General features: G+C 46.6%; 15 protein-coding genes. 13 read left to right on the forward strand and 2 right to left on the reverse strand.

Translation table 11 applies throughout. The features are described from left to right. Positions 1–57: 57 nt before the first annotated feature. Together BN6539_RS07405 and BN6539_RS07410 are read left to right on the forward strand one after the other, a co-directional pair. The gene (locus BN6539_RS07405; protein ID WP_067535978.1) at positions 58–2,859 is read left to right on the forward strand and encodes a hypothetical protein; all 2,802 of its coding nucleotides are present in this window, start codon (positions 58–60) and stop codon (positions 2,857–2,859) included. A gap of 444 nt (positions 2,860–3,303) precedes the next feature. Then, positions 3,304–4,089: a hypothetical protein gene (locus BN6539_RS07410; protein ID WP_067535982.1), complete on the forward strand. Its 786-nt coding sequence runs from the start codon at positions 3,304–3,306 to the stop codon at positions 4,087–4,089. A 37-nt stretch (positions 4,090–4,126) separates the two neighbouring features. On the opposite strand, the gene BN6539_RS07415 is transcribed toward BN6539_RS07410, so the two are convergent. After that, the gene (locus BN6539_RS07415; RefSeq protein WP_067535985.1) at positions 4,127–5,617 is read right to left on the reverse strand and encodes an aminotransferase-like domain-containing protein; all 1,491 of its coding nucleotides are present in this window, start codon (positions 5,615–5,617) and stop codon (positions 4,127–4,129) included. Positions 5,618–5,747: 130 nt separating this feature from the next. Between BN6539_RS07415 and BN6539_RS07420 the strand changes: the two genes are divergently transcribed. After that, the gene (locus BN6539_RS07420) at positions 5,748–6,986 is read left to right on the forward strand and encodes a metal-dependent hydrolase family protein (protein WP_067535988.1); all 1,239 of its coding nucleotides are present in this window, start codon (positions 5,748–5,750) and stop codon (positions 6,984–6,986) included. A 15-nt stretch (positions 6,987–7,001) separates the two neighbouring features. Continuing rightward, on the forward strand, positions 7,002–8,273 hold the full coding sequence (locus BN6539_RS07425) for an MFS transporter (protein ID WP_067535991.1): 1,272 nt from the start codon (positions 7,002–7,004) through the stop codon (positions 8,271–8,273). A gap of 282 nt (positions 8,274–8,555) precedes the next feature. Here BN6539_RS07425 and BN6539_RS07430 read toward each other — a convergent pair whose 3' ends face one another. Continuing rightward, the gene (locus tag BN6539_RS07430) at positions 8,556–9,101 is read right to left on the reverse strand and encodes an NADH peroxidase (protein ID WP_067535994.1); all 546 of its coding nucleotides are present in this window, start codon (positions 9,099–9,101) and stop codon (positions 8,556–8,558) included. Between the two features lie 184 nt (positions 9,102–9,285). On the opposite strand from BN6539_RS07430, the gene BN6539_RS07435 reads away from it, so the two are divergent. The 9 genes from BN6539_RS07435 to tsaD all read left to right on the forward strand — a co-directional run bounded on the left by BN6539_RS07435 (position 9,286) and on the right by tsaD (position 15,679). Further along, entirely contained in the window at positions 9,286–10,485 is a 1,200-nt protein-coding gene (locus tag BN6539_RS07435) for an ABC transporter substrate-binding protein (protein ID WP_067535997.1), read from the forward strand. Positions 10,486–10,519: 34 nt separating this feature from the next. Then, a complete protein-coding gene (locus BN6539_RS07440) occupies positions 10,520–10,744 on the forward strand; it encodes a NifU family protein (RefSeq protein WP_067536002.1) in 225 nt (74 codons plus the stop codon). Beyond that, the gene (pepV, locus tag BN6539_RS07445) at positions 10,744–12,189 is read left to right on the forward strand and encodes a dipeptidase PepV (RefSeq protein ID WP_067536004.1); all 1,446 of its coding nucleotides are present in this window, start codon (positions 10,744–10,746) and stop codon (positions 12,187–12,189) included. The genes BN6539_RS07440 and pepV overlap by 1 nt, the downstream gene beginning before the upstream one ends. Beyond that, positions 12,186–12,728, forward strand: a complete 543-nt coding sequence (locus BN6539_RS07450) for an ECF transporter S component (RefSeq protein WP_067536006.1) — start codon at positions 12,186–12,188, stop codon at positions 12,726–12,728. The genes pepV and BN6539_RS07450 overlap by 4 nt, the downstream gene beginning before the upstream one ends. A 5-nt stretch (positions 12,729–12,733) precedes the next feature. Beyond that, on the forward strand, positions 12,734–13,153 hold the full coding sequence (gene tsaE / locus BN6539_RS07455; protein WP_242869381.1) for a tRNA (adenosine(37)-N6)-threonylcarbamoyltransferase complex ATPase subunit type 1 TsaE: 420 nt from the start codon (positions 12,734–12,736) through the stop codon (positions 13,151–13,153). Then, positions 13,141–13,935: a tRNA (adenosine(37)-N6)-threonylcarbamoyltransferase complex dimerization subunit type 1 TsaB gene (gene tsaB / locus BN6539_RS07460; protein ID WP_067536011.1), complete on the forward strand. Its 795-nt coding sequence runs from the start codon at positions 13,141–13,143 to the stop codon at positions 13,933–13,935. Before tsaE ends, tsaB begins: the two co-directional genes overlap by 13 nt. A 4-nt stretch (positions 13,936–13,939) precedes the next feature. Next, positions 13,940–14,383 carry a ribosomal protein S18-alanine N-acetyltransferase gene (rimI, locus tag BN6539_RS07465; RefSeq protein ID WP_067536014.1) on the forward strand — a complete coding sequence of 148 codons (444 nt, stop codon included), beginning with the start codon at positions 13,940–13,942 and terminating at the stop codon, positions 14,381–14,383. A gap of 97 nt (positions 14,384–14,480) precedes the next feature. Beyond that, positions 14,481–14,660 carry a hypothetical protein gene (locus tag BN6539_RS07470; RefSeq protein WP_067536016.1) on the forward strand — a complete coding sequence of 60 codons (180 nt, stop codon included), beginning with the start codon at positions 14,481–14,483 and terminating at the stop codon, positions 14,658–14,660. A gap of 2 nt (positions 14,661–14,662) precedes the next feature. After that, positions 14,663–15,679: a tRNA (adenosine(37)-N6)-threonylcarbamoyltransferase complex transferase subunit TsaD gene (gene tsaD, locus BN6539_RS07475; RefSeq protein ID WP_067536019.1), complete on the forward strand. Its 1,017-nt coding sequence runs from the start codon at positions 14,663–14,665 to the stop codon at positions 15,677–15,679. Positions 15,680–15,685 lie beyond the last annotated feature (6 nt).

Below are 15,685 nucleotides of genomic sequence, written 5' to 3' on the forward strand. Positions count from 1 at the left end.
TCCGTCATTTCCACGATCTTTATGAACCGAAATAAAGTATAAGGAGAGAACGATAATATGAAAAAGTTTTTAGCAATGCTGCTCACTGCAGGTCTGGTAATCTCCATGATTCCAGGCGTTGCTTTTGCGGAGGAGGTTCCGGCAGAGCCCGTAGCCCAAATTGGAGGGGATAAATTCCCTACACTGCAAAAGGCTTTCAACTCTGTAAGTACGAGTTCAGAGACAGAGATTACCTTGCTTGCAGACGTTGAGGAAGAAATTACTATTGATTATAATGACTACCGTAGTTTTATTCTGGATTTGAACGGATCCACCATAGGGGGGACGATTCAGAATGTCACTAGTTATTTGACCATTCAAGACAGCAGCGAGGGAAAGACAGGGACAGTAAATGCTTCTATTGAGCTTACTGGAGACATCAATACTTGGAAAAATTCGAAGCTCACAATACTGAGTGGAACTTTCACGGGAGACATTGTTGCAGGCAATAAAGGCACACTTTGTGTCGAAGGCGGGACGATTGACGGTACGATTACAAAAAACTCGGGAACAGTGGTGTGCACTGGTGGCTTATTTAAGGTGCAACCGGGAAATGATATGCTGGGAACAGGATATATCGTTAACGAAAATAAAATTGAGGGCTATTATCAGGTGGAATCGGATAAGGTTGCTCAGATTGGAGATAAGACCTATAATACGCTGAAAAAGGCGTTGGCTGCTGCGAAAGATGACGATACCGTGATCCTCTTAAAGGATCAAATTAATATAGGCAGTATAAACTATTATGTTATAGAGGATGCTATCATATTGGACTTGAATGGTAAAACGGTTTCGACGACAGGTACCAGGACAATTTATACTAATAAAAATGATGTAACAAAAAATATAACAATTAAAAACGGAACGATACTCAATACAAACACTTCCAATAATCCTTCCGTGGGAATTCTGGCTGAACAGCGAGTCAATCTGACCCTGGAAAATGTGACAGTGGAAGCAGCCGGTACCAACGGTTATGGAGTTTTTGCAAATCCCAAAGAGAATATTGTACAGCCAGTGATTACCGTCAAGGGCGACAAGACGAAAATTTCGGGGAATGTGGCAGGCATTGCTGTAAACGGCTATGGGGAGGATGTAAGTACGACTACTTTGCATGTGGAAGACGGTACGATTGAAGGCGGCAGGTATGGCATAGCAGGCAATGGTGAGCAACACAATACAGAGATCACGATAAATGGCGGAACGATTATTGGGGGCTCTTGTGGCATTTTTCACCCACAGGATGGCAAGCTGGACATCTCCGGCGGAAACATCACAGGCGCTACAGGCATTGAAATGCGGGCAGGGGAACTGAATGTTTCAGGCAGTCCTGTAATTACTGCTACGGGCGAGTACACGTCCGACAGCAATGATTCAGGAAATACGAGCAGCGGAGTAGGCATTGCGGTCGCCCAGCATACAACCAAGAAACCTATTTCTGTCAAAATTGACGGCGGAACGATCAAAGGAGAAAAATCTCTGGCGGAGATGAATCCGGAGGAAAATGACAAAGAAGATATCTCCAAAGTGACCATAGACGTTAGGGGTGGAACCTTTGATGGTGAGGTAGATGCAGAAGATGTCTCTAAATTTATCCACGGTGGAACATACTCAACAGACCCGACAGGTTTTGTTGGCGATGACAGGTACGCATACAAAATGAACGAACAATACATCGTTGCCCCAGAAGGATATCAGTCGGCAAATTGGGTATTTGAAAAAGACGCAGTCAACGACAAGCTGTATATTGGCACTTATCATATTCCATATGTTCCGCCTGCTCCAGTTGATCCGATAACCAACACCGGATCCGCTTCATCTGAATCGGCCACAACCAATGCAGATATCAGTAAGGATCCGGCTTCTACAAAGGAAGAAAAAACGGAAGTCACGGAAGACAATAAAGAAGTAACGACGACAACAATTAAGATTGCGCCGGAAACGGCAGAGAAGATTGTACAAAGGGCAATTCAACACAGTTCTGCCCATATTGTCATAGATGCGACCACAAGCAAGGCGGTAAATACTGGTGCGGGTGACAAGACAGAAGTTGTTCTTCCGGCGAGCACGATTTTGACCCTGGCCGAAAAGACAACAGCAGATGTCGTGATAAAATCAGATATAGCTGAGATTACTCTGGATGCAAAAGCAGTTAACGCGGTAGCAGCGCAGACAAGTGGGGAGATAGCTGCAAATGATACAGTAATCGTGGTTGCCCAAAAGGTCAAGGACGAAAGCAACGAGATGAGATTTGATTTGAAAGTCGTGACGCCAAATGGTCCCGTTTTGGATTTTGATGGAGGCGATGTATTGGTAAAGGTTCAATTGAACGATCAATTGAAAACAAAGGAACGTTTGGCCTGCCTATATATGGATGATTATGGCTGGCTCAACAGAGTGGAAGGTTCGAAAAACGCAGATGGTACCTATGCATTTGTGACGGGACACTTTTCGGCCTATGCCATTATGGCGGAAAAAGAAGCTGACCGGCTCATTGAAAAGCAGACATCACTGACAAATGGCGTGCGGAATACGACGATTAAACTTTCATCTTCTCTCGTATCAAAGGGAATTAAGCTGAAATGGAAAAAATCAAAAGGATTCAAAGTAGATCAATATCAGATCTACCGCGCTGTGAAAAAGAACGGGAAATATAGCAAGATTTATCTGACCAAGAAAGGTACGACAACTTCTGTAACGAACCGAAAAAATCTAAAGAAAGGAAAGCGGTATTTCTACAAGGTGAGGGGCGTGAGAACCATCGCGGGGAAGACCTTTTACACCAAGTGGTCAAATAAAGCAAACAGAATTTATAGATAGCAGATTTAATGGAACTTTGCGAAAAGGTGTGGCGTGTTAGCCATGCCTTTTCTTTTTGCCCGTTATCGGCTCTGCCCGACAGGGAGCTTCCACGATACTTTTGTGCTGCTACGAAAATATTTTATCCTATGACCTAAATGTCTCGTGACGATAGGTGAAAAAGAAGCAGTAAGAGGGCTTTGATGAGGTATCGGGGCGGATTTTGATGATCTATACTGAATAAAATTGCCAAAGTCGGTGGGAATGCAGACCGTACAATGGAGTATTAGTGGTATTTTGGGATATTGATGCCTTTGATGTGAGGTCATTTAGGTCAAACGATAGAAAAAGTTTCATATAGCATAAAAGTATCGTGGTGATAAGCGCAGACAAAAATAAATGGAAGAAAATGGTTGACGCATCCTGGGCGGTGATGTAAAATAATGTAAAAAGGAGGCGGAGAGAATGTTCGACAGTGGCAGTTATGTCGCTCGCGATTTGGCGCATCAACAGCGGATGCGGAGACTTTTGATGCAGCAGAAAAGGGGGCTGCCGAAGGGGAGACTGACAACGACGAAGATAAACGGAAGACTTTACTATTATCGAGTGGTTGACGGGAAAAAGGAATATCTTGGCACTGGGGAAAATGAGATAGTGCTGAAATTACAGAAGAAGTATTTTATTGAAGAAACCGTTAAACGGATTGATAAGAACTGCAAGTACATGGACAAGCTCATAGCAGGCTACGCCAGCGTGGATCCGGAGGACATCATGGAGGCTGCACCACGTGCCTATCAGTCGCTGCCAAAGTCCTGTTTCACCATGGTAGGCATCAACAACCAGAGGGGGTGGAGTTATGAACCCTACAAACGGTACATGGGCTATCCAGAGCAGCTCAACAATAAAACCCTCAAGGGAGATTTTGTCAGATCAAAATCTGAGGCGATCATCGCCAACATGCTATTTGTAAAAAAGATCGAGTACCACTACGAAGAAGAACTTGTGCTGGGAGAATACACCTTTGCGCCGGACTTTAAGATTGCAGTGAAGAGCCAACGGAAATGCAAACTGTTGGAACACTTTGGCCTGATTGGCGACAAAGACTACCGGGATACCTGCATGTGGAAAATCCGAACGTATCTGGAATTTGGTTATCGGCCATATGAAGACATCCTCTTCACCTATGATGATAAGGACGGCCATATCAATACACTGGATATCGACAAAGTCATCGAGTCATTTTGCAGATAAAGAACTGGATATCCGTTCTCCCAACTGCGGCTGCCGCTTAACCTCGACTGGCTCTGACCGCTTCGGACAGCCGCTCGATGCCTTCTGTCAGTTCATCCGGACTCACATTGCCATAGCAGAGCCTTACCAGGTTATCTCCCTTACTCCTGAAAGGAAAGAACAAATTGCCGGGCATGTAGGACACGCCCAGCTCGTGGGCTTTGCAGAGCAGTCTCTTCGGATTGATGTTCTCATTGATACAGCACCAAAGAGAAGTACCGCCCTTTGGCACAGTGAATCTGTAGTCGATATCCTCTGTATCTGTTAATGTCCGACAGAGAAGGTCGCGGTTCTGTCTGCCGAATTGACAGATCTTCTCGATAGAATCATAGATATAGCCTCTGCTGATAAACTGGCTGGCGATGTATTGATTGAGGGGGCTCAAAAATATCTGTGTGTTTTCCATGATCATGGAAAGCTTTTGAGTAATCTTTTCTGGCGCCACCATGTAAGCTGTCCGTATACCTGGACAGATGGTGGCGATAAAAGAATTGATATAGATGACGTTTCCCATAGTATCCAGCGCCTTCAGAGAAGGTACGGGGGTTCCTTCGTAGCGGATGACGGAATCGCAGTCCTCTTCGATGATAGGAATGTCGTACTTGTAGGACAGCTCCAGCAGTTCATAACGCCGCGACAGACTGAGGACACTGGAGGTAGGAAAGTGAAAGGTAGGGATGGTGTAGATCAGTTTAGGACGATATTTGACGATTAGCCCTTCCAGATAGCGCGTTTCCATGCCGTCTTCGTCCATCGGAATGGTGATGACGTTGACGTCCATGAACTGAAAAGCCTGCAGCATATCGGGGGAAATGGGTTCTTCCGCAATAATGGTATCGCGGGACGATAGAAAAATCTTGGCGGCGAACTGGATGGCTTCATAGGTTTCCGAAACCACTTGGATTTCTTTGGACGTCGCGTGGATATTTCGCCGCTTCAAAAGCCCTTGAATGCTGGCAATCAGTTCCGGCAGTCCTTGAGCCGGTGAAAATCCATACCAATCGAAGCCGCCGGCCCTGCTGAGTTCTCTTACGATTTCATTGAGATGCTCTCTCGGATAGAGATCCTTTGTAATGATATCTGCTGCCAGAGAGATGACCTTTTGCTCGGATTTTGCCAGTCCGTCATTATAAAACAGCTCGCTGAACAAAGAATCCATCTGCAGATACTCGTCTTTGAGCATATAGCTCAGAGCGCCGGGGTACTTGCGGCTGGAAAAGCCCGTCACTTTCTTATATTCTTTTTGCTGGCTGTAGGTGACAAAATAACCTCTGGGGGACACGGAAGACGTGATGAGCTCTTCTTTAATCAGTTCTTCATAAGCTCTGATGATGGTATTTCTGTGGACACCTGTTTCTTTAGCCAGTTCTCGCTCTGGAGGCAGCTTAAATCCGCTGACCAGCTCACCAGAGAGAATCTGTTTCTTTATGATGTTTTTAATCTGCATATATACGGGCGCACTCATCTGCCTGTCGATGTGAATGTTCATTTTCCACTATCCTCTTCATTCTTGACTTTCTTTGAACTCATTATAATCTTCCACTGCACTTTCGTAAAGTAAAATTTGGACTAGGAACAAAGGTACCATTTGGCACTTTATCGTCAGAGGAAGACGGAGTATGATGAGAAAAACGAAAATTCGGAAAATGAATGGAGGGAACATCATGATTGTGATACGCAATTGCAGATTGGTAAAAGAATTAACGGAAGGTTTTGATGGCGCCGTTGGAGACGTATACATAGAAGATAATCGAATAGCGGCAATAGCAGCGCCGGGCAGTCATCAGGCTGAAGAGAAAACCTTGATTGAAATCGACGGAGACGGCAGGACGCTGATACCGGGACTCTTCGAGATGCACGCCCATCTATATGGTTTCATCTACAACCCTTATGAACTGCAGTGCGCTACTGAAGGGAAAATCGTATTCGGTGCGCTGGACTTTGCCGGTGAATACCTGAAACAGGGGTTTACCACCATCAGAGACTGCGGAAGTTCGTATAACTGTGCGGCTTCCGTGAGGGATGCTATCAAAGCTGGCATCGTCAAGGGTCCGAGAATTGTATCCTGTGGACTGATCATCACGCCGACGGAAACGGGAAACGATACTTTCAGTGATCTTTATCTGGAAGCCGACGGACCGGAGGAGATGAGGAAGGCCTGTCGAAAAGAACTGCAGAAGGGAAATGATTTTATCAAGCTGATGGTCAGCGGCGCTTTTATGAACGAAGGGGCCGACCCGGGAATCCAGGTGCTGGAACCTGAGGAAATCGAAGCAGCCGTGTCGGCAGCCGCGCGGAAGGGAACTTACGTCTGTGCCCACTGCCACGGAACGGACTCCATCAAAGCAGCGATTACTGCGGGAGTACGCACGGTAGAACACGGAACCTTTATCGACGATGAGGGTATCGAAATGCTAAAAAACAACGAGAATACGTTTCTTACGCCGACGGGAGCGGTTGGACTGTACTGTCTGGATGAATCGAATCCGGACGTATCCGCGGAGTTGCTGGAACTGAGCAGAGAAGCTGCAGAAATTGAAATTGCCAACATCAACAAGGCTTATCACGCAGGACTGAAGCTTGGGTTTGGCTCCGACATCGACTTAGTCGCCCTGCGGAAACATCCAGGCTATGAGTTTATCGCCAGAAAAGAGTACTACACTTTTGATGATCTGGATATCCTGCTGCAGGCCACAAAAAACAGCGCGGAGATCATGGGATTTGGTCACTCCCTGGGAACGATCAAAGTGGGCAAGCTGGCTGATCTGGTCTTGGTGGACGGAAACCCTGATGAAGATATTTATGTGATGACAAAGCCGCCGGTCCACGTGATCAAGGACGGCGAGATACTCGTTTAAGAAAGGAAGTTCATAATGGATAAGAATACCTCGATAAGAAGAAAACTGTTTCTCGCCTGTATGGTGACGTTCTCCAGTATCGTACTGCTGATTCCCTACCTGGCTTACGATTTTTATAATCAATTTCTCAATACGTATGGCGTGACAGATAGTCAGATGGGCTGGCTCCTCACTGCTTATGCAGCTTCCGCCGTCCCCAGCTATTTTATCGGCGGCTGGATTGCTGATATCATCAATCCGAAAAAGCTTGTCATCGCATCCTGCGTGACGACGGCGCTGGTATCCTTTGCCGTAGCCATGTGCAGTTCCTTTGTGATGCTGGCACTGCTGTTCTTCTGCTTTGGCATTACAGCCATTACCCTCAACTGGAGCGCTTATTTGAAAATCATCAAAATGCTGGGCGGCGATGATGAGCAGGGCAGGCTCTTTGCTATGACCGATATCGCATACTCCATCATGTCCCTGGTGCTGCAGTACGTGGTATTGGCCATTATCACCTATGCGCTGGCTGATAATCCCAACGGTTTCAAAATCGCTTATGTCATTTACGGCGTACTGAGCATTTTGGTCGCCGCAGCGATCTTCTTCCTGATTCCGAACATGGAGTATGAGAAAGAGGGCAAAGGGATCAGGGAGGACCTCCGCCTCTTGGGACATGCGGCAAAACTGCCGATCACCTGGTACCTGGCAATCTTCACCCTGGGCTATTTTTTGATCAGATCGGTGATTCCGTATCTCAATCCATATCTGACGGATGCCTATGACCAAAGCATTCCTTTTGCACAGGCTTTTACGGCTGCAATCAGAACAGGCGCGCTGATGATCTTCTCACCGATCGGCGGGATGCTCAGGGACCGCATGGGGCAATCCGCCAGCAAGCTGATCAACCGCTTTTCCCTGGGCTGCATTTTTTTCTCCCTGGTCATGATGTTCATCCCTCAGGGAAAGCAGTACGCCGTCTGGATTATGGCGGTAGCAGTGCTGGTACTGATTTGCAATGCGATGATGTCTAATTTCCTCTACACCTTGGTTACGACAGCGTCAGTTCCTGTATTATACGTAGGAAGTGTCTATGGTATCGCTTCTGCCATCGGGTATTCTTCAGATCTTTGGCTCTATACCGTCTGCGGCAGTTGGCTGGATTCCATGGGAAATGACGGATACAGGTATATTTGGCTGGTAGGCGCAATGGGCGGACTGATGATGCTGGCGATGGGTATCGCCGTGGCGAAGAGGTATGGAAGTGGCGGTGAGACGGGGACGGACAAAGGGGAGCAGGCCGCATAGCCATCTGCTCCCGCCCGCGCTCCGCGGCTATACTGAATTTGCGATTCCGCCTGGCCAATGAAAGACTGCCGCACAGTAATATAAAGTTTGAGGAATCCACATAGCGCAGGCTGTGTGGATTTTTCAGGCTCAAAATTCCAACCCCAAAGAGAATACTCGGGACACCAAAAGGATACCACCACAATATGAAACCTCTTCAATTCCCAAAGAAAAAGAGAGCCATTTCTGACTCTCCATATCTTCTATGTACTTGAATTTCAAACATTTTTAAGGCATTGACCTTTAGCCGAAGTATCTCTTCAGAAGTCCTTCGAAAGCAGCGCCATGTCTTGCTTCGTCTTTTGCCATTTCGTGGACAGTATCGTGGATTGCGTCCAGATTCTGCTGTTTAGCCATAGTAGCAAGAGCCTTCTTACCTGCGCAAGCGCCTGCTTCAGCTTCCACTCTCATCTCTAAGTTCTTCTTTGTGGAATCTGTCACAACTTCGCCGAGAAGTTCTGCAAATTTAGCTGCGTGTTCTGCTTCTTCGTAAGCAGCCTTTTCCCAATAAAGACCGATTTCTGGATAGCCTTCTCTGTGGGCAACTCTTGACATTGCAAGGTACATGCCTACTTCTGAGCATTCGCCCTCAAAATTAGCTCTCAGTCCATCTATAATCTCCTGATCAACACCCTTTGCAACTCCGACAACGTGCTGGTCGGCCCATTCTACCTTGCCTTCTTCCTGCTTGATAAATTTGTCAGCTGGAACTTTGCACTGAGGACATTTCTCAGGCGGCTGATCTCCTTCATGAACGTATCCACATACTGAACATACCCATTTCATAATACTATTCCTCCTTTGAATTTCATTTTAACTTTGATATTGTTATTGTACCACATTTTGGAAAGACCAAACAAAATAATTTCGTTATCTTTCTGTGAAAGTTCCTTCACACAAAAAAGGTTTACTTTTATGCCAAATATAGTATAATTAATTGTATGTATGCAATTGGAACAAAGAAGGGGAAAATATGAGTAAAACGAGAAACATAGCCCTGGCACTTGTCTTGACAGTGGGTGTGACCCTCATGACAGGCTGCACAACTTTTGATAATTTTAAAGAAGCCTTTTTCTCCGAAAAGGGAGCTGCGGCAGATACGGTCAAGATCGGTATATTGGAGCCGCAGACAGGAAATGACAGCGAGAAGGGCCAGATGGAAATAGAGGGAATCGAACTTGCCCATGAAATTGCAGGAGAGGTATTAGGAAAGAAAGTAGAGTTGGTATACGCGGATACGCAGAGCAGCATCTATGTAGCGGAATCTGCCGTGACAGATTTGATAGATAAAAAACCTGTCATCGTCCTTGGCAGCTATGGAGAGGCAGTATCTCTCGTCGCCAGCCAGAAGCTTGGAAAGGTAAAAATACCGGCCATTGCAATTACGGCAACCAATCCGCTGATTATCAAGAACAACGAGTACTATTTTCGAGTGACTTTTACCGATGCGAGCCAGGGTAAAGCTTTGGCGGACTATGTCTTTGAAGAATTGGAACAAGCAAAAGCCGGCATCATTAAAATGGAAAATGAGGATACTACCAGCGAACTAGTGAGACAGTTTACGGCCGAGATGGAAAAATTGACAGAGGACGAAAACTGTATTGCTGCATCGGTTCAGATCAGCCCGAAAGCAAAGGACTACAAAGGGTATTTAGAAAAAATAAAAGCATCCGGCGTAAAGGCCGTGTTTATGCCAGTTTCCTTAAAGACTGCGGACAAAGTTTTTGCAGAGGCACAGAAGATCGGCCTGCGCGACGTTACTTTTGTTGCACCCAAAGATTGGCATAATAATGATTTAATTGAGTTACAAAATAGATATCAGGGTATAAAGATAGCGGTAGCTTCAAACTTTATGAGTACAAGCGCTGAAGAAACGGCGGATAAAGATATATTGTACAACCAATTTCTCAAAGCATATCAAGATAAGTTTGGTGAAAGCGAACCACCGGAGGAAACGGTTCTGGGATTTGACGCTTACATGATTGGACTTCAGGCCATAGAAAAAGCAGGGTCCATTGACGGTTACCTGGTAAAAGAAGCCTTGAAAGGAACAAACCACTTTAAAGGCGCTTCTGGTGAGATTTCTTTTGATGAGACAGGGGAGCCGACCAAACCGATCAACGTAGACGTCATCAAAGACGGCAAATTCGTTTCCGTCTATACAGCTAAATAAGTAATTTTATATTTAAATACAAAGGAGAAACAAAATGGAAGACAAAATTAAAGCAGCTTTAGAGCAGATCAGACCAGTATTACAGAGAGATGGAGGAGACATCGAATTTGTGGAACTGACTGCAGATAATATCGTAAAAGTAAGACTGCAGGGTCACTGCGCAGGATGCCCAGGCGCCAGAATGACTCTGAAAGGCATTGTAGAGAGAATTCTCGTAGAAAGCTATCCTGAAATCGCCGGTGTTGAAGCCGTAGAATAATGGATTATCTGAAAAAGATAGAGGAGAACAGGGAACTGCAGATTCAAACTCTGCAGGACCTTGTATCCATCAAAAGTGTGCAGTCAAATCCTGTAGCGACCAAAGACGGAGAAGTTTATCCCTTCGGAAAAGGCGTGCAGGATGCTTTTGCGTACACGCTAAATAAAGGAAAAGAACTGGGCTTTGAAATAAAAAACGTGGACCATTACGGGGGTCATATTGACTATGGCGTCGGAGATGAAATCGTGGGTATATTAGGTCATTTGGATGTGGTGCCGGAAGGTGACGGCTGGTCCTTTGACCCATACAGCGGTGCCGTCTCTGATGGATATATCTATGGTAGAGGCACCCTGGACGATAAGGGACCGGTTATCGCCGTTCTCTTTGCGATGAAGGCCTTGAAGGATGCCGGTTATGTGCCGTCAAAAAAGGTCCGTCTGATTTTAGGATTAGACGAAGAGACTAGTTGGAACGGCATGGCATACTATGGACAGCGAGAGCAGATGCCCAATTACGGCTTTACACCTGATGCCGAATTTCCCGCCCTCAATGGGGAGAAAGGTATTGTCAGTTTTGAAATCGCCAAGAAGTTTGCCAAAACCCAAAATATGGGGCTGGATCTGCGCAGTCTCACAGGCGGCGCTGCAGCCAATATGGTTGCCGAACATGCCAGGGCAGTCGTAAAGCATGATACGCCTGAGAGTTATGGACAGATTAGAGAATTGGCCGCCGCTTACAGGGAAGAGACCGGTTATAAAATCGGCGTCAAAGGTGTCGGAAAATCTTTGGAAATCACGTCAGACGGAAAGTCGGCCCACGGCGCTACCCCAGAAGCGGGACTCAACGCCATTTCCATCATGATGGATTTTTTGGGCAGATTGAACTTCTCTAATGATGACGTCAACGACTTTATTCAGTTCTACAATACTTATATCGGATTTGATTTAAATGGGGAGCAGATCGGCTGCGGTTTCTGCGATGAACCATCAGGAAAGCTGACGCTTAACGTGGGACTGGTATCTTATGACAGGGAATCTATCACTTTGACCATCAATGTTCGCTATCCGGTGACATATACGGACGAACAAGTCTTTGCGGCGATTACGCCACTGATCAACAAATACGATCTGGGCATTATCAAAGGCAGGGCACAGGCGCCGATCTTCATGAATCCAGAGAGCCCTATGATCAAAACCTTGATGGAAGTCTATCAGCAGAACACTGGCGATTATGAGAGTAAACCGCTGGTGATTGGCGGCGGCACCTATGCGAGAGCAGCGAAGAATATCGTCGCCTTCGGCGGCATGTTTCCAGGCGATCCGGATCTGATGCACCAAAAGGACGAGCGGTTGTCCATTGAAAAACTGATGAAGATGACGAAAATTTATGCAGATGCGATTTACAAACTCTCACAGGCAGAGTTTCGAATTACGGAGGAAGAATGAACAACAAATTCAACACAGTAAAATTAGCAAAACTGGCCATGATGGTGGCTATTTCCTGCGTTCTGGTTCTATTGATCAGAATCCCCTATCCACCAGCGCCGTTTTTAGTCTATGACCCGGCAGACATTCCAATCTATATCACGACCTTTGCCTTCGGACCGATAGCAGGACTGACGGTTACCTTGATCGTCAGCTTGATCCAGGCATTTGTCCTGGGTGGAGACGGCGTGTATGGCTTTATCATGCACTTCTTTGCCACAGGCATCTTTGCGCTGATTGCAGGCGGCCTTTACCGCCATAAGAAGTCAAAAAAGGAAGCGATTATCGCATTGGTGGTGGGCGTGATTGCCATTACCGCAGTGATGTGTTTAGCGAATTATATCGTTACTCCTTGGTTCTTAGGTACGCCGAGAAAAGCGGTCCTAGCCATGCTGATCCCCATTGTCATACCGTTTAACCTGCTGAAAGCCAGCATCAACGCGCTGATTACCTTCCTGGTATACAAGCGAATCTCTAAATTCTTACACAGGGGCGCATGAGACAGATGAGAGAAGTACTTATTAAAAACGAAGAAGACACCAAGGTCTTCGGACATAGACTGGCAGAAAGCTTGACGGAAAATGCCGTAGTCGCTTTGATTGGGGATCTGGGTACAGGAAAAACAACACTGACGAAATATATTGCAGAGGGGCTTGGCGTTGCAGAAACGATTACAAGCCCTACTTTTACGATTGTCTGCGAATATCATTCCGGCAGACTGCCTTTGTATCACTTTGACGTGTATCGTTTGGAGAATGCAGACGATCTGTTCGAAATCGGCGCTGAGGAGTATTTTTATGCAGGCGGCGTGTCTGTCATAGAATGGGCGGATCAGGTAGCGGAAATACTGCCAGAAGACACGAAATGTATCTTCATTGAATACGGTGAAAGAGAAGGAGAGCGAATATACAAATGTACATTTTAGCTATAGAGACGACAGGACCGCTGGGCAGCGTTGCAATCACAGACGGCGCAGGGAACTGCTCACTGAAAATTTCAGGTGAGGAAATGAATCATCTGAAAGATTTGATGCCCATGGCGCAGCAGCTGATGGACGAGTGGAAACTTGCCAAAAGTGATCTGTCAGCAGTGGCTGCATCAATCGGGCCAGGTTCTTTCACGGGTATCAGGATTGGCGTATCAACGGCTCGCGCCGTGGCGCAGGCTCTGAATCTGCCGGCCATCTCTGTTCCTACGTTGGATATGTTTAAACAGAGATGTGATGGTATGTCTCTGATTGTGCCAATTTTTAACGCACGCAGAGGACAGGTCTACGGCGGTGTTTTTGGTGAAGCTGGCGATGATATTTTGCGGAGCGGCCCTTACTTACTGACGGAGGTCTTTGAGGCAGTCGAGGCCCACTTGGAAGACGTGCGGTCAGAAATGCCCTGCGGCATGCTGCAGGCCGCTTCGGTAAAATTCTATGGAGACGGCGTAGACGCTTATGCGCAAGAATTGGCTGACTTCAAGGAAAAAATGCTGAAGCTGGAAGGCTGCCGCGTTTTGAATGCGCCAAAGGATGAGCGATATCAGGACGCTGGTATGACAGCACGCGCGGCTGTGAAGAAATATCGCAATGGAGAGCTGATTTCTGCAGATCAGCTGCTGCCTGATTACATGAGAGTGACTGAGGCGGAACAGAAGTTAAAAGACGGCAGCCTGGCAAGAGAAAGGGCTGCTAAAATGGCCAGATTTAAAGCGAGATAGGCTTATGATAAAATTAGTGATCAGAAGAGGACGGTTAGAAGATCTGGATGGCATTGCTGCCTTGGAGCAGGTGTGTTTTGCTTCGCCCTGGTCCAGAGAATCGCTCTATCGTGACATGGCAGAAAATCAGATGGCGATGTATTTCGTGGCTGAACTTGATGAAGAAGTGGTGGGTTACTTGGGCATATGGCTCGTCTCTGAAGAGGGGCATATTAATAATGTGGCTGTATCGCCGTCACATCGCAGACGGCGAATCGGGTCAGCTTTGATCGAGGCCATGCTGGAAGCTACGCAGGCGGAAGGAATTATTGCCCATACCCTGGAAGTACGCACAGGTAACGAGGCGGCTAAGAGACTTTATGAAAAATTCGGTTTTAAAGAAGCTGGCCTGCGAAAAGGTTATTATGAAGATAACGGAGAGGACGCCGTCATCATGTGGCGGTACTAAAAACCGCAGACAGGCAGTAAAATTGTAAAATGCATAATCCCAGGCAAATTAGACCAAAATAGCCTTAAACAACTAGACCGATTGGGAGGATTATGCGATGGAAATGGAAAAACGACCTTACGACGATATAGAAAGATACGGCGGTTTGATGGAGATTTGTACCCATTGTAATCGTTTTGAAAGGAGATATGACTTTGACACCTTTACGATGTCAGACTATCAATCCTGTGAAAACTGCAGGCATTGGGGGCCTGACGACCGGTGCTTAGTGAAATAAATATGAAAGATCAAAAGTTTTTGACGATGGCAATTGAATCCAGTTGTGATGAGACTTCCGTGGCGGTGCTTGCTGATGGCAGGACTGTTCTGAGTAACGTCATCTCGTCTCAGATTGCGATTCATACCGCCTTCGGCGGAGTGGTGCCGGAAATCGCCTCCCGCCATCATCTTGAGAATATGAATAGGGTAGTGGAGCAGAGCCTGACGGAAGCCGGCGTCACCTTGGATGACATCGATCTTTTAGGCGTTACCTACGGTCCAGGCCTTGTAGGCGCGCTGCTGATGGGCGTCGCTACGGCAAAAGCAATGGCCTTTGCCAAAGACATCCCTCTCGTAGGGGTCAATCATATGCACGGCCATATCAGTGCCAACTTCATACAGTATCCTGACCTTAAGCCGCCTTTTATGAGCCTGATCGTTTCAGGCGGCCATACCAACATCGTTGAAATGACGGATTACGGGCAATGCAATGTCCTAGGCGGAACACGCGACGATGCAGTGGGCGAGGCCTATGACAAGGTGGCGAGAGTGATTGGGCTGGGTTATCCCGGCGGTCCTAAAATCGATATAGCTGCGAAGGAGGGAAATTCGCAGGCAATTCACTTTAAACGAGTATTTCTGGAAAAAGGCAGCTTGGACTTCAGCTTCAGCGGTTTAAAGACAGCAGTACTCAATTACTTAAATACAGAGAAACAGGCAGGCAGGGAAATCAGCGTGCCAGACGTAGCGGCCAGCTTTCAGGCGGCGGTTATAGAAGTGATTGTCAAAAAGGCCATTGAAGCGGCCTTAGACAAAAGACAGGACAAACTAGTCCTGGCAGGAGGCGTAGCGGCCAATTCCAAGCTGCGCTGTGATTTACAGGCGGAATGTGATAAGCACGGAATCAGACTCTACGTGCCGGATCCTGTTTTGTGTACAGATAATGCGGCGATGATCGCCTGTGCAGCCTATTACAAATATCAGACGCTAGGGGCAGACGATCTTTATCTGGATGCTTACCCAAGCCTGGCGATATAACATACA

Origin of the sequence: Emergencia timonensis (assembly GCF_900086585.1) — a bacterium.
GTDB classification, from domain to species: domain Bacteria; phylum Bacillota; class Clostridia; order Peptostreptococcales; family Anaerovoracaceae; genus Senimuribacter; species Senimuribacter timonensis.

Coding starts and splice junctions, on each gene's coding strand:
- BN6539_RS07420 (WP_067535988.1), top strand. CDS start 5,748: ATGATGAGAAAAACGAAAATTCGGAAAATGAATGGAGGGAACATCATG.
- BN6539_RS07410 (WP_067535982.1), top strand. CDS start 3,304: ATGTTCGACAGTGGCAGTTATGTCGCTCGCGATTTGGCGCATCAACAG.
- tsaD (WP_067536019.1), top strand. CDS start 14,663: ATGAAAGATCAAAAGTTTTTGACGATGGCAATTGAATCCAGTTGTGAT.
- BN6539_RS07440 (WP_067536002.1), top strand. CDS start 10,520: ATGGAAGACAAAATTAAAGCAGCTTTAGAGCAGATCAGACCAGTATTA.
- tsaB (WP_067536011.1), top strand. CDS start 13,141: ATGTACATTTTAGCTATAGAGACGACAGGACCGCTGGGCAGCGTTGCA.
- BN6539_RS07435 (WP_067535997.1), top strand. CDS start 9,286: ATGAGTAAAACGAGAAACATAGCCCTGGCACTTGTCTTGACAGTGGGT.
- BN6539_RS07425 (WP_067535991.1), top strand. CDS start 7,002: ATGGATAAGAATACCTCGATAAGAAGAAAACTGTTTCTCGCCTGTATG.
- rimI (WP_067536014.1), top strand. CDS start 13,940: ATGATAAAATTAGTGATCAGAAGAGGACGGTTAGAAGATCTGGATGGC.
- BN6539_RS07470 (WP_067536016.1), top strand. CDS start 14,481: ATGGAAATGGAAAAACGACCTTACGACGATATAGAAAGATACGGCGGT.
- BN6539_RS07415 (WP_067535985.1), bottom strand. CDS start 5,617: ATGAACATTCACATCGACAGGCAGATGAGTGCGCCCGTATATATGCAG.
- pepV (WP_067536004.1), top strand. CDS start 10,744: ATGGATTATCTGAAAAAGATAGAGGAGAACAGGGAACTGCAGATTCAA.
- BN6539_RS07450 (WP_067536006.1), top strand. CDS start 12,186: ATGAACAACAAATTCAACACAGTAAAATTAGCAAAACTGGCCATGATG.
- tsaE (WP_242869381.1), top strand. CDS start 12,734: ATGAGAGAAGTACTTATTAAAAACGAAGAAGACACCAAGGTCTTCGGA.
- BN6539_RS07405 (WP_067535978.1), top strand. CDS start 58: ATGAAAAAGTTTTTAGCAATGCTGCTCACTGCAGGTCTGGTAATCTCC.